General features: G+C 60.2%; 27 protein-coding genes. 11 read left to right on the top strand and 16 right to left on the bottom strand.

Going from position 1 to position 26,407, the window contains the following annotated elements; translation table 11 throughout:
• Positions 1-2 precede the first annotated feature (2 nt).
• On the top strand, positions 3-1,100 hold the full coding sequence (locus A8O26_RS18880; RefSeq protein ID WP_064119326.1) for an extracellular solute-binding protein: 1,098 nt from the start codon (positions 3-5) through the stop codon (positions 1,098-1,100).
• A gap of 309 nt (positions 1,101-1,409) precedes the next feature.
• On the opposite strand, the gene A8O26_RS18875 is transcribed toward A8O26_RS18880, so the two are convergent.
• From A8O26_RS18875 to A8O26_RS18865, 3 genes are read right to left on the bottom strand one after another with little or no spacing between them, the layout of a single operon-like run.
• Positions 1,410-2,039 (bottom strand): DNA-3-methyladenine glycosylase family protein, encoded by a 630-nt coding sequence (locus A8O26_RS18875; RefSeq protein WP_064119325.1) that lies wholly within the window; start codon positions 2,037-2,039, stop codon positions 1,410-1,412.
• 1 nt (position 2,040) lies between these two features.
• A complete protein-coding gene (locus A8O26_RS18870; protein ID WP_064119324.1) occupies positions 2,041-2,838 on the bottom strand; it encodes an isocitrate lyase/PEP mutase family protein in 798 nt (265 codons plus the stop codon).
• A 32-nt stretch (positions 2,839-2,870) separates the two neighbouring features.
• Positions 2,871-3,953, bottom strand: coding sequence for a bifunctional transcriptional activator/DNA repair enzyme AdaA (locus A8O26_RS18865; RefSeq protein ID WP_064119323.1), 1,083 nt, complete (start codon positions 3,951-3,953; stop codon positions 2,871-2,873).
• 109 nt (positions 3,954-4,062) lie between these two features.
• Between A8O26_RS18865 and A8O26_RS18860 the strand changes: the two genes are divergently transcribed.
• On the top strand, positions 4,063-4,476 hold the full coding sequence (locus A8O26_RS18860) for a VOC family protein (RefSeq protein WP_064119322.1): 414 nt from the start codon (positions 4,063-4,065) through the stop codon (positions 4,474-4,476).
• On the opposite strand, the gene A8O26_RS18855 is transcribed toward A8O26_RS18860, so the two are convergent.
• The gene (locus A8O26_RS18855) at positions 4,473-5,093 is read right to left on the bottom strand and encodes a LysE family translocator (RefSeq protein WP_064119321.1); all 621 of its coding nucleotides are present in this window, start codon (positions 5,091-5,093) and stop codon (positions 4,473-4,475) included. The genes A8O26_RS18860 and A8O26_RS18855 overlap by 4 nt on opposite strands.
• Positions 5,094-5,369: 276 nt before the next feature.
• Here A8O26_RS18855 and A8O26_RS18850 point away from each other — a divergent pair, with 276 nt between their 5' ends.
• The 3 genes from A8O26_RS18850 to A8O26_RS18840 all read left to right on the top strand — a co-directional run bounded on the left by A8O26_RS18850 (position 5,370) and on the right by A8O26_RS18840 (position 9,003).
• Positions 5,370-5,984 carry a biliverdin-producing heme oxygenase gene (locus A8O26_RS18850; RefSeq protein ID WP_064119320.1) on the top strand — a complete coding sequence of 205 codons (615 nt, stop codon included), beginning with the start codon at positions 5,370-5,372 and terminating at the stop codon, positions 5,982-5,984.
• Positions 5,981-8,218 (top strand): ATP-binding protein, encoded by a 2,238-nt coding sequence (locus A8O26_RS18845; RefSeq protein ID WP_064119319.1) that lies wholly within the window; start codon positions 5,981-5,983, stop codon positions 8,216-8,218. Before A8O26_RS18850 ends, A8O26_RS18845 begins: the two co-directional genes overlap by 4 nt.
• Before the next feature lie 197 nt (positions 8,219-8,415).
• On the top strand, positions 8,416-9,003 hold the full coding sequence (locus tag A8O26_RS18840) for a LysE family translocator (RefSeq protein ID WP_064119318.1): 588 nt from the start codon (positions 8,416-8,418) through the stop codon (positions 9,001-9,003).
• A gap of 116 nt (positions 9,004-9,119) precedes the next feature.
• Here A8O26_RS18840 and A8O26_RS18835 read toward each other — a convergent pair whose 3' ends face one another.
• From A8O26_RS18835 to A8O26_RS18800, 8 genes are all read right to left on the bottom strand, one after another.
• On the bottom strand, positions 9,120-9,428 hold the full coding sequence (locus tag A8O26_RS18835; protein ID WP_064119317.1) for an antibiotic biosynthesis monooxygenase family protein: 309 nt from the start codon (positions 9,426-9,428) through the stop codon (positions 9,120-9,122).
• Between the two features lie 21 nt (positions 9,429-9,449).
• Entirely contained in the window at positions 9,450-10,433 is a 984-nt protein-coding gene (locus A8O26_RS18830; RefSeq protein WP_064119316.1) for a zinc-dependent alcohol dehydrogenase family protein, read from the bottom strand.
• A gap of 61 nt (positions 10,434-10,494) precedes the next feature.
• On the bottom strand, positions 10,495-10,797 hold the full coding sequence (locus A8O26_RS18825) for an ArsR/SmtB family transcription factor (protein WP_064119315.1): 303 nt from the start codon (positions 10,795-10,797) through the stop codon (positions 10,495-10,497).
• A gap of 193 nt (positions 10,798-10,990) precedes the next feature.
• Entirely contained in the window at positions 10,991-11,824 is an 834-nt protein-coding gene (locus tag A8O26_RS18820; protein ID WP_064119314.1) for an AraC family transcriptional regulator, read from the bottom strand.
• A gap of 34 nt (positions 11,825-11,858) precedes the next feature.
• Positions 11,859-12,362 (bottom strand): VOC family protein, encoded by a 504-nt coding sequence (locus A8O26_RS18815; RefSeq protein ID WP_064119313.1) that lies wholly within the window; start codon positions 12,360-12,362, stop codon positions 11,859-11,861.
• 91 nt (positions 12,363-12,453) lie between these two features.
• On the bottom strand, positions 12,454-14,874 hold the full coding sequence (locus tag A8O26_RS18810; protein WP_064119312.1) for a TonB-dependent receptor: 2,421 nt from the start codon (positions 14,872-14,874) through the stop codon (positions 12,454-12,456).
• Positions 14,875-14,961: 87 nt separating this feature from the next.
• Positions 14,962-15,927: a FecR domain-containing protein gene (locus A8O26_RS18805; protein WP_064119311.1), complete on the bottom strand. Its 966-nt coding sequence runs from the start codon at positions 15,925-15,927 to the stop codon at positions 14,962-14,964.
• A gap of 4 nt (positions 15,928-15,931) precedes the next feature.
• Entirely contained in the window at positions 15,932-16,456 is a 525-nt protein-coding gene (locus A8O26_RS18800; protein WP_064119310.1) for a sigma-70 family RNA polymerase sigma factor, read from the bottom strand.
• A 288-nt stretch (positions 16,457-16,744) separates the two neighbouring features.
• On the opposite strand from A8O26_RS18800, the gene A8O26_RS18795 reads away from it, so the two are divergent.
• A complete protein-coding gene (locus A8O26_RS18795) occupies positions 16,745-16,996 on the top strand; it encodes a hypothetical protein (RefSeq protein WP_064119309.1) in 252 nt (83 codons plus the stop codon).
• 515 nt (positions 16,997-17,511) lie between these two features.
• Here the strand turns inward: A8O26_RS18795 and A8O26_RS18790 are convergent.
• The 3 genes from A8O26_RS18790 to A8O26_RS18780 form a co-directional block, all read right to left on the bottom strand.
• Positions 17,512-18,180, bottom strand: a complete 669-nt coding sequence (locus A8O26_RS18790) for a class I SAM-dependent methyltransferase (RefSeq protein ID WP_064119308.1) — start codon at positions 18,178-18,180, stop codon at positions 17,512-17,514.
• Between the two features lie 131 nt (positions 18,181-18,311).
• Entirely contained in the window at positions 18,312-19,223 is a 912-nt protein-coding gene (locus A8O26_RS18785; RefSeq protein WP_253756937.1) for a carboxymuconolactone decarboxylase family protein, read from the bottom strand.
• 157 nt (positions 19,224-19,380) lie between these two features.
• Entirely contained in the window at positions 19,381-19,746 is a 366-nt protein-coding gene (locus A8O26_RS18780) for a DUF6124 family protein (protein WP_064119307.1), read from the bottom strand.
• A 638-nt stretch (positions 19,747-20,384) separates the two neighbouring features.
• On the opposite strand from A8O26_RS18780, the gene A8O26_RS18775 reads away from it, so the two are divergent.
• Complete coding sequence (locus A8O26_RS18775) at positions 20,385-20,777, top strand: GFA family protein (RefSeq protein ID WP_064119306.1); 393 nt, start codon at positions 20,385-20,387, stop codon at positions 20,775-20,777.
• Between the two features lie 144 nt (positions 20,778-20,921).
• On the opposite strand, the gene A8O26_RS18770 is transcribed toward A8O26_RS18775, so the two are convergent.
• Positions 20,922-21,752, bottom strand: a complete 831-nt coding sequence (locus tag A8O26_RS18770) for an alpha/beta fold hydrolase (protein ID WP_064119305.1) — start codon at positions 21,750-21,752, stop codon at positions 20,922-20,924.
• A gap of 266 nt (positions 21,753-22,018) precedes the next feature.
• Here A8O26_RS18770 and A8O26_RS18765 point away from each other — a divergent pair, with 266 nt between their 5' ends.
• The 4 genes from A8O26_RS18765 (at position 22,019) to A8O26_RS18750 (ending at position 26,264) form a co-directional block, all read left to right on the top strand.
• Positions 22,019-22,474: a (2Fe-2S)-binding protein gene (locus tag A8O26_RS18765; protein WP_003224136.1), complete on the top strand. Its 456-nt coding sequence runs from the start codon at positions 22,019-22,021 to the stop codon at positions 22,472-22,474.
• Positions 22,475-22,493: 19 nt separating this feature from the next.
• Positions 22,494-24,656 (top strand): xanthine dehydrogenase family protein molybdopterin-binding subunit, encoded by a 2,163-nt coding sequence (locus A8O26_RS18760; RefSeq protein WP_064119304.1) that lies wholly within the window; start codon positions 22,494-22,496, stop codon positions 24,654-24,656.
• 1 nt (position 24,657) lies between these two features.
• Positions 24,658-25,236: a hypothetical protein gene (locus tag A8O26_RS18755; RefSeq protein WP_064119303.1), complete on the top strand. Its 579-nt coding sequence runs from the start codon at positions 24,658-24,660 to the stop codon at positions 25,234-25,236.
• 62 nt (positions 25,237-25,298) lie between these two features.
• Entirely contained in the window at positions 25,299-26,264 is a 966-nt protein-coding gene (locus A8O26_RS18750) for a sensor domain-containing diguanylate cyclase (RefSeq protein WP_064119302.1), read from the top strand.
• Positions 26,265-26,407 lie beyond the last annotated feature (143 nt).

Here is a 26,407-nt window from a genome sequence, read left to right as displayed (position 1 = left end):
GCATGCGCCTGCACAAACTGACTCAAGCGTTATTGCTGGTGCTTGCACCCTTGTGTGTGCAGGCTGCCGACAGCGCGAAACCGGTGGTTAATCTGTACATCTGGGGCGAGTACCTGGCGCCGGATACGCTGAAGAATTTCGAGGCGCAAACCGGCATTCACGTAGTCGCCGATCATTTTGATTCGCTGGAAACCGTCGAGACCAAACTGCTCACCGGGCGCAGCGGATATGACTTGGTGCTGACTGCAGGGCAGCACCTGTCGCGGGCCATCGAAAGCGGCGCCATCCAGCCGTTGGACAAGGCCCGAGTGCCGCACTTTGCCGGGGTCGGTGAAGAGTTTCGCCAGCATATGGCCGTGTTCGATCCGGGTAATCGTTACGCCGGGATTTACGCCTGGGGCACCACTGGCGTGGGGTATCAGGAAGAGGCGATCAAGCAACGTTTGCCGGATGCGCCGACGGACAGTTGGGCGATGTTGTTCGATCCGGCGGTGGTTTCGAAATTCGCTGATTGCGGGGTGAGTCTGCTCAACGATCCCAACGAAGTATTCGCTGCCGTCATGAAGTACATGGGGCTGGACATCAATCGACAGAACCTCGATGACTTGAAACTCGCCGAGCAGCAACTGGCGAAGATCCGCCCATACATTCGTTATTTCGACAACGACCTGAACATCAGCGATCTGGCCAATGGCAACACCTGCGTGGCGATGTCGTGGAACGGCAACGTCGCCATCGCGGCGGGGCAGGCTGAGGCGGCGAAGAAGCCGTTCACGCTGAGTTATCGGATTCCGAAAGAGGGCACGTTGATCTGGTTTGATGCGATGGTGGTGCCCAAGGACGCGCCGCATCCAGAGGCCGGGTTGGCATTGATGGATTATTTGATGACGCCGCAGGTGATTGCGCCGATCACCGACACCATTCATTACGCCAATGCGATCACGGCGGCGGATGGGTTGGTCGATGCCGCGATACGTAATGATCCGGGGACGTATCCCTCGGCCGGCGTCAGGGCCACGTTGTACAGCAAGAATGACAATGGCAAGGCGTTCAATCGGGCGCTGATTCGGGCGTTCAGCCGGTTGAAGTCCGGGCTGTGAAAAACTGACCCTCACCCCAGCCCTCTCCCAGAGGGAGAGGGGGCCGACCGAGGTGTCTTGCGTTAAACATCGACCTGAAAAATCGAGTCGATTATGGTTTTAACCCTCGGCGATCATGGATTCACCCACGCTATTTCAGGTCGGCGTAAACCCCCAATCTCCCCCAATCAATCCTCTCTCCCTCTGGGAGAGGTCTAGGGCGATCATGGAATTGAGAAGTCTTGGCAATCATGGATTCACAGACGCTATTTCAAGTCGGCGTAAATCCCCAATATCCCCCAATCAGTCCCCTCTACCTTTGGGAGAGGGCTAGGGTGAGGGCAACGGTTTTGGCACCCGCCACAAATACCACGCCGCCACCGTCCGATAAGGGCTCCACCCCAACCCAATCTCAACCATCTGCCTGCGCGTCGGCAGCACCTCCAACCCCTTCAACCGCCGATACCCCTCACGCACGCCAAAGTCATCCGCCGGCAGAATATCCATGCGCTCCAGGCTGTAAATCAGCAACATCTCCACCGTCCAGCGACCCACCCCGCGCAGGCTGACCAAACGCTCGATCAACGCCTCATCGTCCATCGCCAACGCCGTGGCGTGATCCGGCACCACGCCGTCCAGCGTCGCCTGAGCGATCCCCTGAATCGTCGCAATCTTGCCCGCGGAAAACCCGCAACTGCGCATGCGCTCGAAATCCGTCGCAAGGACCTGCTCGGGACGCGGAAACGACTGCCCAGCAAACAACCCGACCAAGCGCCCGACAATCGCATCCCCGGCCTTGGCATGCAGTTGCTGATAAGCAATCGCCCGCACCAGCGATTCATACGGATCACGCGCCGGATGCGGTTGATGCAGGCACGGGCCGACCGTTGCGATATGGCGCTGCCAGTCCGCATCAAGCGCGGCCAGAAACTCGCTGGCCGCTTGATAGGCATCAGGCATGTTATTTCAGCAAACCGTTGACCTCGCCGTAGGTGAACGCCTTGAGGTCATGGGTATCGAGTTTGCCGCTGGCCAGAAAGCTTTTCACCAGCCCGCCCATGGCGCCATAGAGGAATTCGGCGATGCCGGAACCCGCGCTCAAGCGGCGCACGCCAAGCGCTTGCAGTTCTTCAGGCGAAGGCAGGCAAGCGAAACCAAGGACATTGACTGGCAGCGCAGTGCCCTTGCAGATGGCCTCGATTTCATAGGCCGAGGTGACGCCCGCCGCAAACAAACCATCAGCCCCAGCCGCTTGATACAGAGCCGCACGACGCAGGGTTTCGGCAACGCGATCCTCGGCCGGCACAAGGCTTTTCAGATAGACATCGGTGCGCGCATTGATGAACAGCTGCACCTCGCGCTTGTTGGCAACCTGTCGCGCCACTTCGATCTTGCGCGCGAGCAACTCGGGATCCGCAGAACCGTCCTCGATATTGATCCCCACGGCACCCGCCGCGATCACCGCCTCCAGCACTTCCGCCACGCGCCCGAGGTCATCGGAATAACCGGCCTCGACGTCCACAGTCAACGGCACGCTGATCACCCGCGCGATGGATTCCACTGTCGACACCAGACGGTCAAGGGGCAGGGCGTTGCCGTCCGGATACCCGTGAGCCCAGGCCACCGCCGCACTGCTGGTGGCCACGGCTTTACCGCCCAGGTGCTCGACCAGTCGCGCACCGGTGGCGTCGGCGACATTGGTCAGAATCAACAGGCCTTGCTGGTGCAACTGGTGAAACTGCGTAGCGAGCGCGTTCATCAAAAATCCTTCTTGTCAGTTGATCGGGTTGGTCAGAAAGCCAATGGTTGGGCGAGCTGCACGGCGGCGTTTTCCAGCCGCAGCAGAAACGCTTTGCGCGGCTGCCCACCACCATAGCCGGTCAGCGAGCCATCCGCGCCGATCACTCGATGGCAGGGCACCACAATCGACAGACGATTGTGCCCATTGGCCAGACCGACCGCGCGACTGGCGCCGGGCTTGCCCATACCGGCGGCGATGGCGCCGTAGGTGCTGGTGTGGCCATAAGGGATTTGCAGCAGCGCCGACCAGACCTGCCGGGCGAACTCGCTGCCGGGCAGATGCAGAGATACGGTAAAGTTCGTCAGCTCGCCGGCGAAATACCGCGCCAGTTGCTCCTCGATCTGCTGCAAATACGCGTTGTGCCCCGGCGCGACTGCGTAGCCGTAGCGATTCTGCAATTCCTCGACCTCGCGGGTCAGCGCCGGGCGATCAAGAAACTCCAGCAACACCAGCCCACGGCGCTCGGCCATGGCGATCATCGGCCCCAACGGTGTGGTCAGTCGGGTGAACAGCAGTGGTTCGCTCTGCGCGACGCGGCCGGGCGTGATGTGAAAGGACTTCTGAAAGGCATCGCGAAAACCGCTGAGCGACTCATAGCCTGAATCAAACGCGGCATGATCAATCGAGGTGCCTTGCTTGATGCCGCCCAGCGCCATGCCCAAGCGGCGCGTGCGTAGCCACGCATGGAAGGTCATGCCGAAATGCTGTTTGAACCAGCGCCGCAGTTTCAGCGGTTCGATGCCTTCAGCGAGCAACTGCGCATCACTCCAGCGCACCTCCGGGTCGGCCTCCACTGCTTTGAGCAAGCGCTGCACCCAGTCCGGCGCGATGGCCGCGGCGTCCAGCGGTTTGCAGCGCAGGCAGGCGCGATAACCCGCCGACAGGCAATCGTCGGCATGGGCGAAGAACTCGACGTTCTGCGGTTTTGGCTTGCGCGCCGTGCAACTGGGACGGCAGAAGATCCCGGTGGTTTTTACGGCCGTGAAGAACACGCCTTCATAGGCAGTGTCGCGTTCGAGCATGGCGCGAACCATCTCGGCGTGGGGCGGCAAAACAGCGGTTTGTATGTTCATGGGCTGAGAGTAAAACCAGTTTGTCGATGGCTCCACCGGAAAATCGACAGTGAATTTTTCCGATTCTGCACCACAATGAGCGGGTCGCTGAATGTGAGGAACCCAACCCATGCACCCCTTCACTATCCAACATATCGATCACATCGTCCTGCGCGTCGCCGATCTGCAGCGCAGCATTGACTTCTACGGCCAGGTGTTCGGCGCTGAAGTGGTCAAACGCAACGAACCGCTGGGCCTGATCCACCTGCGCGCCGGCACTTCGATGATCGACCTCGTCGACCTGCAAGGCGAACTCGGCCGCAAGGGCGGCGCGGCGGCCGGGGCCGAGCGGCGCAACGTCGATCACTTCTGCCTGCGCATCGAACCGTTCGATGAAGCGGCGCTGATTGAACATCTGCAAACCTTCGGCCTGAGCGTGGCAAAAGCCGAGTCACGCTTCGGCGCCGAGGGCAAAGGGCTGTCGCTGTACTGCTTCGACCCGGACGGCAATCAGGTCGAACTCAAAGGCCCATCCGCGGCTTAAGCGCGTTTCGCCAGCAACAACACCGAAGCTGCCGCCGACAGCAAGCCTGCGCAGCAACGATTGAACATCCGTTTGCCGCGCGGCTCGGCGAACCAGCGGCGCATGTGCAGGCCCATCCACGCGTAGGCGCTGATGGCGATCCATTCCAGCAACAGGAACAGCACGCCCAGCACCGCAAACTGCGCCGGCACCGGGCGCGTCGGGTCGACGAACTGCGGCAGAAACGCGGTAAACAACAGGATCGCCTTCGGATTGCCCGCCGCCACCAGAAACTCCTGCCGCGCCAACGCAAAGAAACCAACGGTCGCGCCCGTTACCAGCTGCTCGGCCTCAGGATTGGCCCGCCACAACTGCCAGGCCAGATACAACAGATACGCCGCGCCAATGATCTTGATCGCATGGAACAGCCATTCCGAGGTCTGCAGCACCACCGACAGGCCCGCACCGGCCAGCGCAATCATCCCGGCGAACGCCAGAATCCGCCCGATGCCCGCCGTGCACGCGCGGCGAAAGCCATAACGCGTGGCGTTGCTGACCGACAGCAGATTGTTCGGCCCGGGGGCCATGTTCAGGGCGAAACAGGCCGGAAGAAACAGGGTGAGGGTGGCGAGATTCATGACGGCACTCCAGAAACCAGAGCGATATTTTTAGCACAGCCACCAGGCGCCCCGACCCATACAGTCACGCAGCGCTGTCGCGGTACAGCGCCCGTGGGCTGTTGGGCAACGCGGTCGAACTTTTTGCAGATGCCTTCACTCTGAATGACTCAGAGGGTGATGGTTTCGGCAGAAATAATTATCCGGCCGGTCAGGAATCGCGATAGCCGTGTAAAATTTCGCCGACGTTGCACTCACCCCGTTAGGCCCCAGGCGGCCCCACCAAGAGCGATCTACATGCAAGCAAAGGCCCGTGAAGTTTATGTGCCACCGGTGCTGCAAGATCTGCGGGCCGGCACTGCCGAGCTGCACATCGCACTGGAAAAACGCCTTCCCTTTTTCTCCGATACCCTCGATAAGCAGGCCTTTGTGCGGCTGATGCAGGCTTATTACGGCTTCTATCTGCCGCTGGAAAACGCCTTGCTCCGCAGCGATGCAATGCCTGCCGATTTTGATCTGACGCCCCGACTCAAAGCGCCAACCTTGCGCACTGATCTGCACCTGCTGGGCGTATCTACCGAAGTGTTGCAAAGCCTGCCGCACTGCCAGCAATTGCCGGTCATCGACTCAAGCGCTGCCTGCCTTGGCGTGCTTTATGTGCTGGAGGGGGCAACGCTCGGCGGGCAAATCCTGCGCCGGGAAATCTCGACACGGTTAGGCCTGGAAGCCGACAACGGTGCAGCCTTTCTCGATATTTACGGCGCTGCCACCGGGCGCCGTTGGCGCGATTTTATTGAGTATCTGGGCAATCGCCCAATGAGCGCCACCGAGCGCGCCGCCGTCGTCACAGCGGCACAAACCACATTCAGCGGTTTCGAGCACTGGCTCGAAAGCCGGGAGGTACTGGCATGAATCCGCAAGACAAAGAAGCCTTTGAAGAACTGCTGGCCAACTGTGCCGACGAGCCGATTCGTTTCCCCGGCGCGATCCAGCCCCACGGTTTGTTGCTGACCCTTAGCGAGCCTGAGTTGGTGATCATTCAAGTCAGCGCCAACGTCGAAACCCTGCTGGGCCGCGCGCCGCAGAGCCTGATCGGTCAGCCACTGGAAAGCTTGATTGGCGATGCCGAAGCGGCGCAAGTGCGCGAAGCCTTGCTGCAACCTTCGCTGTCTGACTTGGAGCCGCTGCGCTTGCGGCTCAACGGCACCGCGTTCGAAGGCTTGCTGCACCGTCATCAGGGCGTGCTGATTCTGGAGCTGGAAATCCACGTCGAGAACTTCCAGCCGCGCAACGTCGCCGGCAACCAGACCCATCTGGGGCGCATGCTCCAGCGTCTGCAAGCGGCCACAACGTTGCAGGCGCTGTACGACATCAGCGTCAAGGAAATCCAGGCGATGACCGGTTACGACCGGGTGCTGATCTACCGTTTCGAGGAAGAGGGCCACGGCCAGGTCATCGCTGAAGCCTCGGACCCGTCGATGGAAGTGTTCAACGGCCTGTTCTTCCCTGCGTCGGACATTCCCGAGCAGGCGCGCGAGCTGTATCGGACCAATTGGCTGCGGATCATCCCCAATGCCGACTACCAACCGGTGCCGCTGCTGCCAAAGCTGCGCCCGGACACTGACGCGCCGCTGGACCTGAGTTTTGCCACGCTGCGCAGCGTGTCGCCGATCCACTGCCAATACATGAAGAACATGGGCGTGCTGTCGTCGATGAGCATTTCCCTGCTCAAGGGCGACAAGCTGTGGGGCTTGATCAGTTGCGGCAATCGCCAGCCGTTGCATGTGCCGCATGAATTACGCGCGGCGTGCCAGACCATCGGTCAAGTGTTGTCGCTGCAGATCAGCGCCATGGAAGCGCTGGAGATCAGCCGTCAGCGCGAAGAAAAGGTCGAGGCGTTGGCGCTGCTCAATCAAGCGATGATCGACTCGCCGCAGAATGTCTTCGACGGTCTGGCCAACCAGCCGCAAACCCTGATGGCGCTGACCAATGCCGGCGGTATCGCAATCATCGAAGACAAACAACTGCACCGCTACGGCAACTGCCCGGAGCCGGAAGAAATCCGCGCCCTGCACAAGTGGCTTCAGAACGGCGGCGAGCCGGTGTTCGCCAGTCATCATCTGGCCAGCGTCTATCCGCCGGCCGCCCACTATCAGCAGGTCGCCAGCGGCGTGCTCGCCTTGAGCCTGCCGAAACCGGTCGACAACGGTGTGTTGTGGTTCCGTCCCGAGGTCAAGGAAAACATCAATTGGAGCGGCGACCCGCGCAAGCCGCTGGACCTGGAAAACTCCGACGCCGGCCTGCGCTTGCGCCCGCGCACCTCGTTTGAAATCTGGAAAGTCGAGATGGCCGGGATCTCCACCAAGTGGAGCCACGGTGATTTGTTCGCGGCCAACGACCTGCGGCGTTCGGCGCTGGAAAACGATCTGGCCCGGCAGGTGCGCCGCGAGCAGGAAGCGGTCCGTGCACGTGATGAGTTGGTGGCGGTGGTGTCGCACGATCTGCGCAACCCGATGACCGTGATTTCAATGCTCTGCGGCATGATGCAGAAGGCCTTCAGCTCCGACGGCCCGCACACCTCGCGGCGCATCTCCACGGCCATCGACACCATGCAACAAGCCGCCGGGCGCATGAACACACTGCTGGAGGACTTGCTCGACACCTCGAAAATCGATGCCGGGCGCTACTCCATCACCCCGCAAAAACTCGACGTCGGGCAGATGTTCGAAGAAGCGCAGGCACTGCTTGCGCCGCTGGCACTGGACAAGGACATCAGCATTTCCTTCGCCGCTGATGCTGATCTGCGCATTCATGCCGACCCGGAGCGGCTGTTTCAGGTGCTGTCGAACCTGGTCGGCAACGCGATCAAATTCACCCCGCGACTGGGCACGGTCGGCGTGCAGGCCACGTCTGTTGGCGATGACATCGTCTTCACCGTGCGCGACAGTGGCGAAGGCATTCCCAAGGAACATTTGCCGCATGTGTTCGACCGTTACTGGACGGTGAAAGAGGGCAATCCGACCGGTACGGGCCTGGGTTTGTACATCACCCAAGGCATCGTCGAAGCCCACGGCGGACGGATCTTCGCCGAGAGCGAGCCGGGGCAGGGCAGCGAGTTCCGCTTCACCGTGCCGCGTTTGGACTGAGCCTCGATTTTTATGTGGGAGCGAGCTTGCTCGCGAATGGGGTCGTCCTGGCAATGCAGTGTTGAATGACCCACCGCTTTCGCGAGCAAGCTCGCTCCCACAAGGGATATGTGCGGTCAGGGGCATTTTCTTCAATACCGGGAGCAGGGCGGTGGCTAGGGTGAGCACCTTGTTCCTCGATTTGAAGCAGGTGTGCGATGAGTCTGATTGTTTCGATGGCGGCGTTTGCGCTGGCGGCGTCCATCACGCCGGGGCCAGTGAATATCGTGGCGTTGAGTTCCGGGGCACAGTTCGGCTTTCGCGCCAGCCAGCGGCATGTCGCCGGGGCCACGTTAGGGTTTGTGTTGCTGCTGGTGCTGATGGGGTTGGGTCTGCACGAGGTACTCAAGCTCTGGCCGTTCATGACCCGAGTGGTGCAGTTGGCCGGTGTGGCGTTTCTGCTGTTCATGGCGTGGAAACTGGCCATGGATGACGGGCAGTTGAACGCAAAGGATTCCGCCCGGGCGCCATCAATGCTCTATGGCGCGGTGATGCAGTGGCTCAACCCGAAAGCCTGGCTGGCCTGCGTCGCGGGTATGGGCGCGTTTGTCGCCGATGGCGAGGCGCGGTTGGTCTGGCAGTTTGCGGCGGTCTATCTGGTGATCTGTTATCTGTCGGTCGGCTGCTGGGTGTATGCCGGGACGTTTTTGCGTGGGTATTTGAGCAATGCGGCGGGGATGCGCTGGTTCAATCGGGTGATGGCGGGCTTGTTGGCATTGAGTGCAATCTACTTGTTGTTCACTTGACCCTGTGGGAGCGAGCCTGCTCGCGAATGCTGTGTGTCAGTCACTGGATATGCCGACTGAAGCACCGCTTTCGCGAGCAGGCTCGCTCCCACATTGATCGGCGTCACTGCCAGAGATTAGTTGAACGGCTGCGCAAAAACGCCACCCTCAATGTGATAAACCTTCGGTTCCTCGGAAAAATACTCCTCCAGACCCAGCATGAAAACCCGATGGTCTTCACTCGCTTCAAACCCCGGCGTGTGATCTTCAAGAGATTGCCAGCGCACGATCAGGTTGAAGATCTCTGGCGTTTCGATCCCTTGTGCGAGCAGGTGGCCGCCGTAGCCCTTTGCGCGTTTGAGCAAAGGCTCGACCTCGGTAAACGCATGCCGAAACGCCGCAGTTTGTTCTGTGTGAACGGGCAGTAAAGCGATCTCATAAATCATGGTGTTCTCCTTGCACTGGGTTCAGCGATTGGCGAGTTCGGGCGACGGCGCAACGGCAATCGCGATTTTGCCTTGAACACCGTTATTGGGCGTCTCCAGCCTGGCATGGGCAAGTCCCAGGTCAGCCAGCGAATACACCGCGCCCACATGCGGCCGCAATTGACCGCGATCGATCAAGGCGCTCAGTTCATCGAGCTTGCCGCGGTTCTGCCGAGTGAATACGAAGTGGTAACTGGCGTTTTTGCCCCAGGCCTGGATCAGGTTTTGTGGCTGGGCAAGGTCGACGATCGACACCACGCGGCCCAGCTGTGCGAGTGCGTCGGGGCTACGCGCCAAGGTGTTGCCACCGATGGTGTCGAACACGACATCGACGCCGCGCCCCTCGGTTTCGCGCAGGATCGCTTCGACGTAATCGTCCTTTTCGTAGTCGATCAGCACATCGGCGCCCATGCGCCGGGCGAACTCGAAATTGGCTTCACGCACGGTGGTGAAGACCTTCGCGCCGATGGCTTTGGCCAGCTGAATCGCGACATGACCGACACCGCCCGCACCGCCGTGGATCAGAACGCTTTCACCGACTCTGAGCGCTGCCCGCACGACCAGCGCTTCCCACGCCGTGCCGCCCACCAGACTCAGGCTCGCCGCTTCAAGATGGCTCAGCGTCGCAGGCTTCTTGCCGACAATGCTTGCGGCCGCAACGTGGTACTCGGCGTAGCTGCCCGGGCCGTCGAATATCTGCGGGGTGTACCAGACTTCGTCGCCCGGCGCGAAAGCCGTCACCCCCGGCCCGACGGCTTCGACAACGCCGGAGACGTCGTGACCGGTGATGGCTGGCAGGGGCACCAAATCCGCATAGTCGCCACGGCGCACCTGATAATCCAGCGGGTTGATGGAGGTGGCATGTACCCGCACCAGCACTTCTCCGGCTTGCGGAACGGGTTTGGGCACGTCGCACAGTTCGAACGATTCCGCGCCGCCAAATGAAGTAAGGATCATCGCTTTCATTGCATTTCCTCGTTTCGGTAAAAAGGGATATCGGGAATTCTCGATATCATGGGGCAAAAAATTACAGCTCGCTGCCGATGATCTCGGCCAGGGCACTGATCGCGGCTTCGTTGCGTTTGTAGTAAGTCCACTGGCCGATGCGCCTGACTTCAACCAGCCCGGCGCGTTGCAGCGTCGCCAGATAATCGGACACCGTCGACTGCGACAGCCCGACACCTTCCTGAATACTGCTGACGCAAACGCCCACCGTGTACACGTCACCTTCGTCCTGGGGAGGAAAGTGTTTCTCGGGATCCTTCAAGCCTTTGAGGATTTCCAGGCGTGTACGGTTCGAGAGGGCTTTGAAGATTTCGAGTAGGTCCATGCCGCGAAGATATCGGAATTTACCGATATGTCAATATCTGAATGTGAGACCGATCAGGCAATCACTCTGACCCCTGTGGGAGCGAGCTTGCTCGCGAAAGCGGTGTATCAGTCGATGAATGAACTGACTGAACCAACGCATTCGCGAGCAGGCTCGCTCCCACAGGGGACAGTGTTGAGTTTCAGATGAGGTGTCAGCCGCGATATTGCCCCGGCGTCGCCGCCAGATGCTGCTTGAACGCCCGCTGAAAATGCGCCTGATCGGCAAACCCGGCTTCAAGCGCTACGTCGGCAATCAACTGCCCGCTGCGCAAACGCTCGCGGGCGAACTGGATGCGTTGGTTGACCACAAAAGCGTGGGGCGTCATGCCGTAATGCTGTTTGAAGGCGCGGATCAGGTAGGACGGTGACAGTTGTGCCGCCGCACAGATGTCGTCGAGGTTGAGCACCTCGGTGCAATGCGCGCGGATGAAGTCGGCGGCGCGTTCAAGTTTGAAATTTGGCTCGCGCAAGGACGGGCCGGCAGGGTTGAGGCGCAGTTGCAGGTCGCTGAAGAATTCCACTGCCGCGCTTTGTTTGCGCAAGACATCCTGTTGCTCGTCGACCAATACGTCGTAAAGCGCGATCAGGTCGCGAAACAATCCTGGGTCCTGCAGATGCGTGTCGCAAAACCGCCGAAACTCAAGGTCACTGGCGAAGCCCAGTTGATGCTGCAAATCCGTCAGCCACGGCGTTTCGACGTACAGCATCACGTACGACCAAGGCTGATCATCGATCGGATTGCACGCATGCACATCACCGGGATTCATCAGCACCACGGTGCCTGCCACGACTTCGAACTGTGCTTGCTCATGCACATACGTGCTGCGCCCGGCGGTGATCGCGCCAATGGAAAAGTGCGCATGGGAATGCCGGGCGTAGCAGACCTCGCGGCCATCGGCGATGGCCCGCGCTTCAATGAATGGCAGCGCCGCGTCGCGCCAGAAACGCGGGGCTTTTTCAGGGTTTTTGGCGGCAACGTGTTTCATTGTTGTATTCCCGGCAGGCCAGGGCGCCAGTGTATTAGCTCTGGCCGGCAAAGGCCCGTTCGAGTTCGGCAATGTCGAGTTTTTTCATGGTGAACATCGCCTGCATCGCGCGTTGTGATTTGCTGGTGTCGGCGTCCTGCATCATGTGCATGAACGCCACCGGCACGATTTGCCACGACACGCCGAACTTGTCTTTGAGCCAGCCACATTGCTGGGCTTCGACGGGGCCACCCTCGGACAGGTTGCCCCAGAAATGGTCGACTTCTTCCTGATTCTGGCAGTTGACCTGAAACGAGATCGCCTCGCTGAATTTGAACATTGGCCCACCGTTGAGCCCGGTGAAGGTCTGGCCATCGAGCTCGAAACTGACGGTCATCACCGCACCTTCCGGCTTGCCGTGAAATTCCTGGCCGACCTTGCTGTAGTGGGTCAGGCCGGTGATTTTCGAATGGTCGAAGATCGAGCAATAGAACTTCGCCGCAGCTTCGGCCTGATCGTCGAACCACAGGCAGGGCGTGAGTTTCTGAAAGCGTTGCATGGCAGTCGTCCTCGGCAGGTTAGACACGCAGGATTTACAGCGTAGTCAGTCCTTGGTCGATTGCCGGTGCCGTAGATCGACAAGTTGCGCGTCAGAAATCCCAGCGCGCGGTCAATTGCAGGCTGCGCGGCTCGCCGTAGAAACCGGTGCCGAAGTTGCCCAGGCCGGTGTAGTAGGTCTTGTCGAAGAGGTTCTTGATGTTGAGCGAAGTGCTCAGGTGTTCGTTGAAACGGTAGCGCGCCATCGCGTCGACCAAGTAGTAACTGTCCTGTGTGATGCGCACATTCTGCTCGCTGCCGGGCTGGAACACGTTACCGAAGAATTCGCTCTGCCAACTGACGCCGCCGCCCAGGGTGAGGTTCTGCCAGGCACCCGGCAGGCGATAGCTGCTGAACACCCGGACCAATTGCTCGGGCGCGGTGGTTTGCAGAATCGAGGCGTAAACCGGGTCCCCTTTGGTGTCGCGGGTGTGGTTGTAGGCGTAGCCGGCGGAGAGGTTCCAGCCTTCGGCGATTTCACCGGCCAGTTCGAACTCGAAACCCTTGGTCGTCGCGCCTTGCACGGCGCGGTACACCGCCTGATTGGCGAAGCCGCTGACCTGCTCGGCGATGTTGTCCTGCTCGATGCGGAACACGGCCAAACTGGCGTTGAGCCGACCGTCGAAGTATTCAGCTTTTATCCCCGCTTCATAACTGTCGCCTTGCACCGGGTCGAGCACTTGGCGCGCGGCGTCCTTGCTCAATTGCGGCTGATAAATGCGCGTGTAACTGCTGTACAGCGAATAGTTGTCATCGAGGTCATAGACCGCGCCGGCGTATGGCGTGATCACCCCGGTCTGGCGATAGCCATCGCGTACATTGGCGGTGTTCGGGTCGCTGTAATCAAGGTGGTCGCTGGCGCTGAAATCGCTCACGCGGCCGCCGAGGATCAGCGCCAGATCATCGCTGGCCTTGAAGCGTGTCGAGAGGTACGCGCCGGTCTGGCGCTGGTTGATGGCGTCGGTGCCGATCTGCGGGATATCAGGTTTGGCGAACTCGCCGTGCCAGTCGAAGATGCTGGCGTTCAGCGGTGGATACACCGAGCCGTAGACCGGGTTGTCCTGGCGGGTGTTCATCGACAGGAAACCGACGAGCAACTGATGCTCGCGACCGAACAGGTTGAATGGCCCACCGAGGTTGAGATCGAGGTTGTCCTGCACCTCGTCACCCTTGAATTTGCCCATGTAAAGGAACATGCCATCGCCGCTCAGCGGGTCTGGATTGCCGCCGCTGGCCGAGCCGAGCAGGGTGTCGTGCTCGCGGTGTTTGCGGTCGTAGCTGAGCTTCAAAACCCAGTCATTCTGCAGTTGCCGGGTGAGGGCGGCGAACAACGTCTGGTTGGTGAAGTCGCGGCGGCTCCAGTCGGTTGCCGGGTTGAACGAGCGCGAGAAATTCGTCCGCGAGCCGTCGCTGTAGAACATCGGAAAACCGGTCCAGGTGGCACCGCGTGAGCGGGTGTTTTGTTGGTCGAAACCCAGCGTCAGCAGAGTGTCCGGGGTCAGGTCGGCTTCGACGATGGCGTAGGCGATGTCCTTGCTGTTCTGGTAGTGATCGGCGTAGGCGCTGCGCTCTTGATGGACGCCGACGAAGCGCGCGCGCAGGTTGTCGTTCAGCGGCCCTGCGATGTCGAATTCGCTGCGGTAGTTGTCCCATGAACCAACGCTGCCGCTGAGCGAAGCTTTGAATGCGGGCGTCGGGCGTTTGCGGATCAGGTTGACCGTGGCCGACGGATCGCCCGAACCGGTCATCAATCCTGTGGCGCCCTTGATGATTTCGACGCGGTCGAAGGTCGCCATGTCGGTGCTGGTGGTGCCGTAGTCGTAGACGCCGTCGTAGTCGGTGTTGACCCCGTCGTACTGGAAATTGGTGATCGGCGCGCCACGGCTGGAAAACTCCCAACGCTCGCTGTCGTAGTTCTGCACGCTGATGCCCGGCGCGCGGCGCAGGACGTCGGCAATGCCGTTGGCGCCCTGATCGTCGAGTTGCTGGCGGGTGATCACCGTGACCGATTGCGGGGTGTCGCGCAGAGACAGCGGCAGGCCGGTGGCGGAGGCGCTGACGCCGGTGGTGTAGGCGTGCGTGTCTTCGGTGATGGCGCCGAGGGTTTTGCCGCTGATGGTGGTGGTGTCCAGTTGCAATGGATCTGCGGAAGCGGTGTTACGCAGGACATAACCGCCGCCGCTCAGGCGCTGCGCTTGCAGGCCGCTGCCCTCGAGGAGGATTTGCAAGGCCTGTTGCGGGGTGTAATCACCGCTCAGACCGGCGCTGCGTTTGTCTGCCGCCAGATCATTGTGCCCGGCGATGAACACGCCACTCTGCTCGGCAAAGTGGTTGAGCACTGTGACCAATGAGCCGGGAGCCACTGCGTAATGCTGCTTCTGCACATCTGCCAGCGCCATCGACACGCACAACCCCGGCACGGCGGATGTCATGGCCAGAGCAAAACGATAGCGGGCGAGGGTGGCGCGCAACATGGAGTTCCCGAAGGCGATCAACGAAATGAGGGCTGCTGAGGGTTAACCGAATGAATCAGTGAAAAGGGAACCGTGATATGAAAATCTTCAGGCTTTCGGCCCGACACTGACCCACCAGTTGAAGGTTTTGTCGATGCGGATTGGCAGCGCCGCTTCCAGCAGACGCAAGGCCTGATCGGTGTCCTTGAGCGGAAACGAACCCATCACCGACAAGTTCGCCACCGCCGGATCACAATGCAGATGCCCCGGGCGATAACGGCTGAGTTCTTCGATCAGTTCGCCCAGCGGCAGGTTATCGGCCAGCAACACGCCGCGACGCCAGGCTTCGCGGGAGGGATCCGCCACGGTCGGTGTGTTCAAGCGGCCAGCGCTGAACACCAATTGCTGTCCGGCTTGCACCACTTGGCTTTCACCCTGGCGATTACTGGCTTCGACGGCGCCCTCGTAGACATTCAGCACCGTACTGCGATCATTCTGGCGCACGCTGAAACGCGTACCCAGCGCCTGCATCCGGCCCTGTTCGGTCTCGACCCAAAAGGCACGACCGAAGTCTTTCGCGGTGTCGATCAGCACTTCGCCAGCGCGCAGCTGCAACAAGCGCTGGCGGGCATCGAAACGCACATTCAATGCGCTCAAGGCGTTGAGCCAGATGCGGCTGCCATCGCTCAACGTGGCTTCGCGGGTTTCCCCGGTGCCGGTGGAGAGGTCGGCGTTCAAGCGTTCGATCGAGTCCAGCAACGGTGTATTGCGCCCGACTGCCCAGCCGGCCAGCCCGGTGGCCGCGAGAATCAGCAAACCCTTGAGCGACTGACGGCGGCTGATCGAAGTGCGCGCGCTGTTGCGTAGGGTGTGGCTGACGGCTTCGCTTTCGTTTTGCAATGGTGCAAAACGCTGGCCGACGCGCTCGACATAACGCCACGCCGCCTGATGCTCGGGGCTTTGCGCCAGCCACGCCTGCCAACGCAGCCGCTCAGCCTCGGCGACCTGTTCGTCATGCAATTGCACGTACCAGTTGGCCGCCTGCTCAAGGCTGGCGTGGCTGAGCGTATTCACCGGATTACTCAATCAGCAACCCGTCGAGTTCAGCTTCGAGAATCGCGCAATGCATCATCGCCTGCGCCAGATACTTCTTGATCATCCGCTCGCTGACGCCAATCTGTTCGGCGATCTGCTTGTACGGCATGCCGTGCAGCTGGGCGAGGATGAACGCCTCGCTGACCCGTTGCGGCAGGCGCTGGAGCATGGCGTCCACTTCGTGCAGGGTTTCTATGATGATCGCCCTTTGCTCGGGCGACGGCTGCACAGCGGGTGGACGGCTGGCGAGGGTCTCCAGCCAAGTCTGTTCCAGCTGGCGACGGCGCCAGTGATCGACGCACAAACCCCGGGCGATGGTCGCCAGATGGGAGCGCTCGTGAACTTCGCCATTGAAGGACTGCGGGCGTTTAAGCACACGGATAAAGGTGTCGTGGGCGAGGTCGGCGGCATCCATCGCGTTGCTCAGGCGTCGACGCAATAGCTCGTGCAGCCAACGATGGTGGCTGAGGTAGAGATTTTCCACGAGCGAGGCATTGGCGACGGTCATCAGCGCAAGCGTCCAGGGCGACCGTTACCGGCCTAAATAGGAATTGGTCGCGATTAAAGCAAATGGAAGGAGGGTGTGCAAATGATATTGGTTTGCTTTTAGGTGGCGTCACGCCTGCGGGAGATGCTTTGTAGTCCTAATGACATCATGTTGAGTCAAAGTGACATCGTTTTTCTTGTGTCAAATTGACTCGATGGGTCGCAACCTGTTGATTTTATTGGCTGGAAATTCTGGCATGAGAATTGAACTAACTAGCGTACACACTGAATCGCTCAGGAGTACGCCACCATGTTCACCTTCTTCGAAAGCCCGCTGAACGTTCTGCACCTGTCGAGCAAAGTCCTCGTCGCCGGCTTGGTGATGTTAATGGCGGGCATCTACGGAGCCTACCTCTACAATGGCCAGATGCCGATTGCACTGCTGGTGGCGATGCACGCCCTGACCATCCTCGGCCCGACCCTGATCAAGATCGGCTACGTCATGCGCCTGCTGGCGCAATACCGCATCCATGACACGCAGATGATCCCGCAAACTGCATAATCCCTGTGGGAGCGAGCCTGCTCGCGAAGGCGTCAGCACAGTCGGAGTCTACGTTGCCTGACACACCGCTTTCGCGAGCAGGCTCGCTCCCACAATGGGCAGCAGCGTTTCCTGGATATTTGGTTAACGCAAAACCCTGTGGGAGCGAGCTTGCTCGCGAAGGCGTCGGCACAGTCGGAATTTGCTTTGCCTGACACACCGCTTTCGCGAGCAAGCTCGCTCCCACAATGGGCAGCAGCGTTTCCTGGATATTTGGTTAACGCAAAACCCTGTGGGAGCGAGCCTGCTCGCGAAGGCGTCAGCACAGTCGGAGTCTATGTTGCCTGACACACCGCTTTCGCGAGCAGGCTCGCTCCCACAGTAGGCAGCAGCGTTCCCTGGATATTTGGTTAACGCAAAACCTTGTGGGAGCGAGCTTGCTCGCGAAGGCGTCGGCACAGTCGGAATCTGCTTTGCCTGACACACCGCTTTCGCGAGCAAGCTCGCTCCCACCGTGTGGTGGTGTTACTGAAATCTCAGCGGCGCTCGGCAACCATCAGCAATGACTGCGGCACTGGACTTTGCGGGTGTTGTGGCTCTTGTAAGCTGGCCAGTTGGAACCCGGCCATGTCGAGCGCATTCATCCAGCTCGACAACGTGCGGAAATACCACGGCATCGGCTGCCACTGGCCTTTGAACCCGGCAAAGCTCTCTTCGCGCCAGCCATCCTGATAATCGCCTGCCGCGACGGCCCATGGATGCAACGTCTGGATGAGCAAAGCGCCGCCGGGGCCCAGCAAGCCATTCATCGCGGTCAGCAGCGGAATGATGTCCTGATGCAGCAAAGAGAAATTCGCGCAGATAAGGTCATAGTCTCGCCCGATGTCGACCTTGCCATCGACCAGCGCTTCATAGCTCGCAACATGCACCCGCGCCGCCCCCGCCACGCGCGCCGCTTCAACCAGCCGCGCATCGCCATCCACACCGACCGCATCAATCCCGCGATCCGCCAGCGCCCGCAACAACCAGCCTTCGCCGCAACCCAGATCCAGCACGCGCTGCGGTTGGCGACCCATGATCGCCAGCAGAATCGCTTGATCGGTCACCTGCTGACGGCTTTCGATGGCGCCGCTGCGGATCACTTCGATCCAGGCATCAGCGTTGGCATGCCAGCTCTGCAAAAGGCTGGATTCGGGGGAGGGCATGGCGGTGTCCCGACGATTGAAAAACCATAGTATGGACGCTGATCGCAAGCCAGGGCTTGTAGATCCGCGCATCCACCACAACTCCGAACGCCGATTTTCTTTGAGAAATCGATATCAGGTCCATTTTCCGGTCATTGTTTCGAAGCCGCCAAAGCCTCTTTCAGCGCCGCATTTGCACGTTCGGCGGTTTGCGCATCACCGTGCTTTTTCAGCAGCTCAGTGACCTCGCCCAACTGTGCCGCGCTGAGCCCGACGCGCAGGCTCGCCGCCATATGCGCGCGGAGTTGCGATTCCACGCCCGGCGTCGCTGCCAGCGCGCCGACAGTGGCCAGTTCACGGCTTTGCCAGTCGAGGTTGTCGCGCTCGAAGATGTCGCCGAACAGGTGGGTTTGCAAAAACTGGTTAATCACTGGGGCGAACTCGAACACCGGGCCTTTGACCGGAGCGCCCGAGATCTTGGTTTGATTCGCCGTGCCAGCTGCCAGCAGTTCATCCCCGACTGGAATCGCCTGGCTCGGCTCACGCCCCGGCGCATCTTCGATGCCGCGTTGTTTGCGCGCCTGCACCACCGTCATCAGCTCGTTCAAGGCATTGAGGCTGCGCGGGAAACCCACATAGGCGTAGAGCTGCACGAGAATTTCGCGGGTTTCGCTGATGGTCAGGCCGGCGTCGAGTGTCTGGTTGAGCGCCGTGTTGAGATTGGCCATGTCGCTGGTCGCCATGAACGCAGCAATCAGTGGAATCGTCTGTTGTTTGCTCGACAGGGCTTTTGCGGTGGTTTGCAGGGTGGTCATGGATTGCGGTGCCTCGGCTGCTTGAGTGGTAAGGCTGAACATCGCTCCAACGCTCAGGCAGAGCGCCATGAGTGCGGGGAGGGTTGTGCTGCTGCGTGTGTCAGTAGCCATCGTGGAAGGCTCAGTCCACTGCGGTTCTGCGATTCTCTGAATATCCGTGGCCGGGCCGTAACCATGGCTCTGGCCCGCGCAGCCAAAGCCGAAGGCGGATAACTGAAGTGAACGGTCGGCGAGTGTGCGCTTGTGCATGTCGATCTCCCGTTGGGCGTGGGGAGAACAGTAAGCGCGGTGGCGGGTGAGGACTAGACGGGTAAATCGGGATGGCTTGATGAGTGCTGCTCATTAATCGACGGGAGGCGGCAGAGCGAAAGTGAGGGTGTGACCCCTCACTCATTCGGTCTGGTGATTATTGCGGTACGCGCAGCTTGTCCAGCAGTCGATTGACCAACAGCTCGTTGAGCATGATCACCTGTTGCAGCGCCAGCAGCGGTTTGCGCTCCGGGCCGCCTATCGAGTTGGCGATGTTACCGGCCATGGAGTGGGCGTAGGAAAGCGACTCACAGGCTTCGACCAACAGGGTTTCTTCATCCAGCGTGGGGTCGACCAGGTAGACGGGGCGAAACTTTGGCGAGCTTGGTGGAGCGCCGAGTGCTTCGGGTCGCAGGTAGTAGTCGAGGGCGCGGTCGGTGGCTTCTTTGACCTTTTGCGGGTCAAGTGACGGATCGTGGGGAATTGGATCGGTTTGTGGTGGGTTGGGCGTAATTTTGAACATAGATGAAGTCTCGTATCGAAATAAACAGGAGCCATCACTCTCGCTACCAAACGAAGGGTGGCGGCCATGCGCGGGTTGGTAGACCGGTCGATACGGAAACCCGGCGCTCACGAATGAGCCCCACGCATGTCCACCATATAAAACACAGCCGCGAATAAAGAGACTGAATAAGGTGGCGCCATACGGCGGTACCGACGCGGGCTACCAAACCCGATCACTGTTTTGCAGTGACAGGCAAACGATATAGCCCGGCCCATAGCCGTGTAAGCCGGCGGATTCTGGCGTACGCGTAGGTAACGGCGCAAGGTGTTGTAGGGTGGATGGCGTAACGGTTTGTGTGCTTTAAACGCGATCACGGCGTTGTGTTTATTGATGAAAATACGGGATGGCGGGGGATTTGGGTTTTGCGGTGTGTCAGTTAGATTCCCCCCCCCTCACCCCAGCCCTCTCCCCAAGGGGGCGAGGGGGAAAGGGAGCCGATCTCCATGCTCTTCAGAACCCGAGTTCAACTCGATATTTCAGGTCGGCGTAGCTCGAGCAGACACCTCGGTCAGTTCCCTCTACCTCTGGGAGAGGGTTAGGGTGAGGGCTGTCGTCTGGATGATCGGTAATTTCAAATTCTGAAGAGGAGGTGTGACATGAATCGATTGACTGGCGGTTGCCTGTGCGGCGATGTTCGTTTCGAAGTGACAGGTCAGCCCTACCGCGTCGGCATCTGCCACTGCCTCGACTGCCGCAAACGTCACGGCACGCTCTTTCACACCTCGGCCATATTTCCCGAGGATGCGCTGAAGGTCACCGGCGAAACCCGCGACTTCAACGGGCGCTTTTTCTGCCCGCGCTGCGGCTCTCCGGTGTTCGCGCGTTCGGCAGATGAAGTCGAAGTCAATGTAGGGTCGCTGGATGATCCGAATCAGTTCAAACCCACCTACGAACTCTGGACCATCCGCCGCGAGTCGTGGCTACCGGCGCTGCCATTGGCTCATCACTACGAGCGTGATCGCGAAAGCACAAGTCGCACAGAGAAATAATGGACGTGAGCCCAATCACATCCCCCTTGTGGGAGCGAGCCTGCTCGCGAAAGCGGTGGGTCATTCAGCTCAAGTTCAACTGACAGATTGCTTTCGCGAGCAGGCTCGCTCCCACAGGGGGGAAGTGTATGGCTGCCAATGATTTCAGCCGCGAATAAAGGCCAGCAGATCCGCGTTAATCGTCTCCGCCTCCGTCGTCGGCATCCCGTGCGGGAACCCCGGATACGATTTCAGCGTGCCATTGGGCAGCAACTTCGCTGACAACGGCCCCGAATCCGCATACGGCACAATCTGGTCATCCTCACCATGCATCACCAGCACCGGCACGGTGACTTTCTTCAAGTCCTCGGTGAAATCCGTCTGCGAAAACGCCACGATCCCGTCGTAATGTGCTTTCGCGCCACCAATCATCCCTTGCCGCCACCAGTTGGCAATAATCCCCTCCGAAGGCGTGGCACCCGGCCGGTTGTAGCCATAAAACGGCCCGGTCGGAATATCCCGATAAAACTGCGCGCGATTCGCCGCCAACTGCGCCTGAAAATCATCGAACACCGCTTTCGGCAGCCCACCCGGATTGCTCTCGGTCTGCACCATCAACGGCGGCACTGCACTGATCAACACACCTTTGGCGACGTTGGCCTGGCCATGCCGGGCGATGTAATGGATCACCTCACCACCACCGGTCGAATGACCGACATGCACGACATTCTTCAGGCCCAGATGATTGACCACCGCCAGCGTATCGTCGGCGTAATGGTCCATATCGTGGCCGTCCCAGACCTGGCTCGAACGCCCATGCCCACGTCGATCATGGGCAACCACCCGGAAGCCTTTGCCCAGAAAAAACAGCATCTGCGCATCCCAATCGTCGGAACTGAGCGGCCAGCCGTGGTGAAAGTGGATCACCGGCGCGTCTTTCGGGCCCCAGTCCTTGTAGAAAATCTCGACGCCGTCTTTGCTGGTGACAAATCCCATGTTCGCAACTCCAGACCAATCTGATGGATAACCCGCGCGGTAATCGCGGACCGGTTTCGCTCATGACGAGTTTTCTACTGCGCTGGCTCAGTGCGAGCCGTTATCAACTGTAGGATTAAAGTCGACATCTGCATGACCGGTGGTCGCAACGTCTGGCTTGAAGCGCAAATTAGGCTTTGCTGAAAGGGATAAGCCGAGGCGCGCGTAGGCTTTGATGGCCACAGCGGCGCCCCTTCAGAACACCGTGAGTCTGAGGAATTACCCCGATGCTGACCTTGAATATCAATGGCAAGGATCAGGAGCTCGATGTCCCCGCGGACATGCCGTTGCTCTGGGTCCTGCGCGATGTCGCGCACCTGACTGGCACCAAATTCGGCTGCGGCATGGCCCAGTGCGGGGCCTGCACCGTGCACGTTGACGGTGCGCCATTGCGCGCCTGTATCACGCCCGCGACCGCCGTGGCCCACGGGCAGAAAATCCTCACCATCGAAGGCCTGTCCACCGACGGTTCGCACCCGGTGCAGCAAGCCTGGGCCGAACTTGATGTGGTGCAGTGCGGTTACTGCCAGTCGGGGCAGATCATGTCGGCCGCCGCGCTCTTGGCGAAAATCCCCAAGCCCACCGACAGCGATATCGATCAGGCGCTCTCCGGCAATATCTGCCGCTGCGGCACCTATCCCCGGATCCGCGCAGCTGTGAAGCGTGCGTCCGAAATCGGTTGATTGATGTGGGAGATAGACGATGAACAGTCCTGTATCGCGTCGCGGTTTTCTCAAGGGCAGCGCCGTGTTGGGCGGCGGGTTGGTGGTGGCGTTTGTCGTCCCCGGCGGCCACAAGTTTGCCTATGCAGCAGAGAATGAAGGCAAGGTGTTTGCGCCGAATGCATTTTTGCGAATAGCGGCGGACAACAGCGTCACTGTTCTGCTGGGGCATTCGGAAATGGGCCAGGGCATCTGGACCGGTCTGACCATGTTGATTGCCGAAGAGCTGGATGCTGACTGGTCGAAAATCCGCGTTGAACACTCGCCGGCGTCGGCGGCGGATTACGGTATGCCGGGGTTTGGCGGTATGCAGATTACCGGCGGCTCGACGTCAACCTGGATGGAGTTTGACCGTTATCGACTGGCAGGCGCGACGGCGCGACAAATGCTGGTAGAGGCAGCGGCGAAGCGCTTTGAAGTGGCACCGTCGGCGATTCGCACTGAATCGGGCGTGGTGATTGCCGGCGATAAACGTGCGACTTATGGCGAGCTGGCGGACGCGGCCGGACAACTGCCGGTGCCGGATCCGAAGTCGATCACGTTCAAGGAAGCCAAGGACTGGAAGGTCATTGGCAAACCGACCAAACGCCTCGACACGCCGGAGAAAATCACCGGCCGCGCCAAGTTCGGCATGGACGTGCAGTTTGAAGGCTTGATGACGGCGATGGTCGCGCGCCCACCGGTATTCGGTGCCACTGTTAAATCTTTCGAAGGCGCTGAAGCGCTGGCGGTGCCGGGCGTGCACAAAGTGCTGCAAGTGCCGACGGGCGTTGCGGTGATCGCTGATCATTACTGGGCGGCGAAACTGGGTCGCGATGCGCTGAAGATCGATTGGGATCTGGGCCCGCACGCCGATCTGAGCAGCGAGAAATTGCTGGCGAGTTTCCGCAAACTGGCCACCACGCAAGGCACGTCGGCGAGTCAGGCCGGGGATGCCAAGGGCAGTTTCGGCAAGGCGACGAAGAAAATCGACGTTGAATACAGCGTGCCGTATCTGGCCCACGCGCCGATGGAACCGCTCAATTGCACGGTGAAAATCAGCGCCGAGAAATGCGAGATCTGGACCGGTACGCAGTTTCAGACCCTCGATCAAATGGTCGCCGGCAAGATCACCGGGCTGAAGCCGGAGCAGGTCGAGATTCACACTGAATTCCTTGGCGGTGGATTTGGGCGCCGCGCCAACCCGACATCAGACTTTGTCGCCGAAGCCGTGCAAGTGGCGAAAGCCGCCGCCATGCCGGTGAAGACCGTGTGGTCGCGCGAGGACGATATTCGTGGCGGTTACTACCGTTCGATGTTCCTGCATCAAGCGAAAATCGGTTTGGGCGCCGATGGTTTGCCGTCGAGCTGGCAGCATGTGTTGGTCGGGCAGTCGATCATGACCGGCACATTGATGGAAGCGACGATGGTCAAGAACGGCATCGACCCGACCTCGGTCGAAGGCGTGGCCGACAGCCCGTACGTCAAAGGCCTGGCCAATCATCAGGTCGATCTGCATTCGCCGCAGACCGGGATCAATGTGCTGTGGCTGCGCTCGGTGGGCCATAGCCACACCGGTTTTGTCATGGAATCGCTGATTGATGAAATGGCCACGGCGGCAGGCAAGGATCCGGTCGAATACCGACGAACATTACTCAAGGATCATCCTCGGCATTTGGGCGTGCTCAATCTGGCGGTGGAGAAGGCTAACTGGAAAGCGCCGTTGCCGGATGGCCATGCGCTGGGGGTGGCGGTGCATGAATCGTTCGGCAGTTACGTGGCGCAGGTCGCCGAGGTGTCGCAGGACAATCTGGCGATTCGCGTGCATCGCGTGGTTTGCGCGGTGGACTGCGGCATTGCCGTGAATCCGCAGAGCATCGCCGCGCAGATGGAATCGTGCATCACTTTCGGTCTGGGCATGGCGCTGCACAGCAAACTGACGCTCAAGGACGGCGCGGTGGTGCAGTCCAACTATCACGATTATCAGGTGCTGCGGCTCAACGAGATGCCGGTGGTCGAAGTGCACATCGTGCCCAGCAGCGACAAACCCGGCGGCATCGGCGAGGCCGGTGTGCCGCCGACCGCGCCGGCGGTGGCCAACGCGGTGTTCGCCCTGACCGGGCAACGTCTGCGCGAGTTGCCGTTGCAACTGTCGGGGGTGTGAGATGAAACGACATCTAGTGTTGGGCACGGTGATTCTGTTGGGGCTGGGCGGTTATGCCTCGGACCTTTTCGCCGATGATCAGGAAGCGCTGAAGGCATTCGGCACGGTGCAAAAAGTCTTTCAGAGCCCGCGCTGCCAGAACTGTCACATTCCGGGGGATTCACCGTTGCAATTCGATGCCGGCATTCCCCACGCGATGAACGTGGTGCGCGGCATGGACGGCAAGGGCGCCGCCGGTTTGCCGTGCGCGACCTGTCACGCGGAAAACAATCCGCCGGCCAGTTACGGCCCGCATGCGCCACCGGGCGCGCCGCACTGGAGCCTGCCGCCGGCGTCGCACAAAATGGCCTGGATCGGCCTGCCGCCGGACAAGCTCTGCGCGATGATCAAAGATCGTTCGAGCAACGGCGACCGCGATTTTGCCGCGCTGCTCAAACACGTCAGCGAAGACAAACTGGTGTTGTGGGGCTGGAATCCCGGGGCAGGGCGCGCGCCGGTGCCGGTGCCGCACGATATTTTTGTCACGCAATTCAAGCTATGGGCCGATGCCGGTGGGCCGTGTCCCGTGGCGGGGATCTGACGGGGTGAAGCCTCGCTGATTTGCGCTACGCTCAAGTGCATTGATGACAATGGAGTGTGCGAATGCTGGTTCCAGGAAAACCCGCCAATGAAGCTGCGCGGATTCAGGTGTTGCACGGGCTCGAACTGCTCGATTCGGCGCCCGAGGAGCGTTTCGACCGCCTCACGCGGTTGGCCAAACGCCTGTTCAATGTGCCGATTGCGCTGGTGACGCTGGTCGATAAGGATCGCCAGTGGTTCAAATCCTGTGTGGGGCTCGATGCCACGGAAACGTCGAGGGATGTGTCATTTTGCGGCCACGCGATCCTTCAGAACGAGCTCCTGCTGGTGCCCGATGCCCGCGAGGATGTGCGCTTTCATGACAACCCGCTGGTCACCGGCGCACCGAACATTCGCTTCTACGCCGGTTATCCGCTGACCGTGCCCAACGGCAATAAAATGGGCACGCTGTGCCTGATCGACACCAAGCCCCGCGAGCTCGACGATGAAGAGCGCGCGCTGTTGCGTGATCTGGCCGAGATGGCCGAGCAAGAGCTGACGGCCGTGCAGATGGCGAGCATGGACGAACTGACCTTGCTGTCCAATCGACGTGGCTTCAAACAACTGGCCCAGCATGCCCTCGACGCCTGTGCGCGGTTGGAGCGGCCGGCGACTTTGCTGTTTTTTGATCTGAATGACTTCAAGCAGATCAATGATCTGTATGGGCATGCCGAGGGTGACAGTGCGCTGAAGACGTTTGCCGATGTGTTGCGCATAGCCTTTCGCGAGAGCGATGTGGTCGGGCGTTTGGGTGGGGATGAGTTTGTCGCGCTGCTGACGGGGTCGAGCCACATCGAAACCAACGCGATCATGGCGCGGCTCAAGGAAATTCTCGAAGAGCGCAATGCCACGCTGCATCGCGGGTATGCGATTCGCTTCAGCGTGGGCCAGATCGAATATGATTCGAAACGCCATGAAACCGTGGACCGGTTGCTGGCGGATGCCGATGGGGCGATGTATGCGCACAAGCAGGCCCTGAAGCGTTGTTAGCGAATGCACCACAAATCCATGTGGGAGCGAGCCTGCTCGCGAAGGCGTCCGGTCAGGCACATCTCTGTTGAATGTGCTGGCCTCTTCGTGAGCAAGCTCACTCCCACAGGTACCTTCGGTGTTCCCAAAATCCCGGTTCACCA

Origin of the sequence: Pseudomonas fluorescens (genome assembly GCF_001648775.1) — a bacterium.
In the GTDB taxonomy this organism is placed as follows: domain Bacteria; phylum Pseudomonadota; class Gammaproteobacteria; order Pseudomonadales; family Pseudomonadaceae; genus Aquipseudomonas; species Aquipseudomonas fluorescens_M.
Note: the sequence above shows the minus strand (reverse complement) of the source record. Positions and strands in the feature narration are given on the sequence as shown.

Bases quoted from the DNA above. Each gene is read 5' to 3' on its own strand.
- A8O26_RS18880 (WP_064119326.1), top strand. From the start codon at position 3: ATGCGCCTGCACAAACTGACTCAAGCGTTATTGCTGGTGCTTGCACCC.
- A8O26_RS18875 (WP_064119325.1), bottom strand. From the start codon at position 2,039: ATGCCTGATGCCTATCAAGCGGCCAGCGAGTTTCTGGCCGCGCTTGAT.
- A8O26_RS18870 (WP_064119324.1), bottom strand. From the start codon at position 2,838: ATGAACGCGCTCGCTACGCAGTTTCACCAGTTGCACCAGCAAGGCCTG.
- A8O26_RS18865 (WP_064119323.1), bottom strand. From the start codon at position 3,953: ATGAACATACAAACCGCTGTTTTGCCGCCCCACGCCGAGATGGTTCGC.
- A8O26_RS18860 (WP_064119322.1), top strand. From the start codon at position 4,063: ATGCACCCCTTCACTATCCAACATATCGATCACATCGTCCTGCGCGTC.
- A8O26_RS18855 (WP_064119321.1), bottom strand. From the start codon at position 5,093: ATGAATCTCGCCACCCTCACCCTGTTTCTTCCGGCCTGTTTCGCCCTG.
- A8O26_RS18850 (WP_064119320.1), top strand. From the start codon at position 5,370: ATGCAAGCAAAGGCCCGTGAAGTTTATGTGCCACCGGTGCTGCAAGAT.
- A8O26_RS18845 (WP_064119319.1), top strand. From the start codon at position 5,981: ATGAATCCGCAAGACAAAGAAGCCTTTGAAGAACTGCTGGCCAACTGT.
- A8O26_RS18840 (WP_064119318.1), top strand. From the start codon at position 8,416: ATGAGTCTGATTGTTTCGATGGCGGCGTTTGCGCTGGCGGCGTCCATC.
- A8O26_RS18835 (WP_064119317.1), bottom strand. From the start codon at position 9,428: ATGATTTATGAGATCGCTTTACTGCCCGTTCACACAGAACAAACTGCG.
- A8O26_RS18830 (WP_064119316.1), bottom strand. From the start codon at position 10,433: ATGAAAGCGATGATCCTTACTTCATTTGGCGGCGCGGAATCGTTCGAA.
- A8O26_RS18825 (WP_064119315.1), bottom strand. From the start codon at position 10,797: ATGGACCTACTCGAAATCTTCAAAGCCCTCTCGAACCGTACACGCCTG.
- A8O26_RS18820 (WP_064119314.1), bottom strand. From the start codon at position 11,824: ATGAAACACGTTGCCGCCAAAAACCCTGAAAAAGCCCCGCGTTTCTGG.
- A8O26_RS18815 (WP_064119313.1), bottom strand. From the start codon at position 12,362: ATGCAACGCTTTCAGAAACTCACGCCCTGCCTGTGGTTCGACGATCAG.
- A8O26_RS18810 (WP_064119312.1), bottom strand. From the start codon at position 14,874: ATGTTGCGCGCCACCCTCGCCCGCTATCGTTTTGCTCTGGCCATGACA.
- A8O26_RS18800 (WP_064119310.1), bottom strand. From the start codon at position 16,456: ATGACCGTCGCCAATGCCTCGCTCGTGGAAAATCTCTACCTCAGCCAC.
- A8O26_RS18795 (WP_064119309.1), top strand. From the start codon at position 16,745: ATGTTCACCTTCTTCGAAAGCCCGCTGAACGTTCTGCACCTGTCGAGC.
- A8O26_RS18790 (WP_064119308.1), bottom strand. From the start codon at position 18,180: ATGCCCTCCCCCGAATCCAGCCTTTTGCAGAGCTGGCATGCCAACGCT.
- A8O26_RS18785 (WP_253756937.1), bottom strand. From the start codon at position 19,223: ATGCACAAGCGCACACTCGCCGACCGTTCACTTCAGTTATCCGCCTTC.
- A8O26_RS18780 (WP_064119307.1), bottom strand. From the start codon at position 19,746: ATGTTCAAAATTACGCCCAACCCACCACAAACCGATCCAATTCCCCAC.
- A8O26_RS18775 (WP_064119306.1), top strand. From the start codon at position 20,385: ATGAATCGATTGACTGGCGGTTGCCTGTGCGGCGATGTTCGTTTCGAA.
- A8O26_RS18770 (WP_064119305.1), bottom strand. From the start codon at position 21,752: ATGGGATTTGTCACCAGCAAAGACGGCGTCGAGATTTTCTACAAGGAC.
- A8O26_RS18765 (WP_003224136.1), top strand. From the start codon at position 22,019: ATGCTGACCTTGAATATCAATGGCAAGGATCAGGAGCTCGATGTCCCC.
- A8O26_RS18760 (WP_064119304.1), top strand. From the start codon at position 22,494: ATGAACAGTCCTGTATCGCGTCGCGGTTTTCTCAAGGGCAGCGCCGTG.
- A8O26_RS18755 (WP_064119303.1), top strand. From the start codon at position 24,658: ATGAAACGACATCTAGTGTTGGGCACGGTGATTCTGTTGGGGCTGGGC.
- A8O26_RS18750 (WP_064119302.1), top strand. From the start codon at position 25,299: ATGCTGGTTCCAGGAAAACCCGCCAATGAAGCTGCGCGGATTCAGGTG.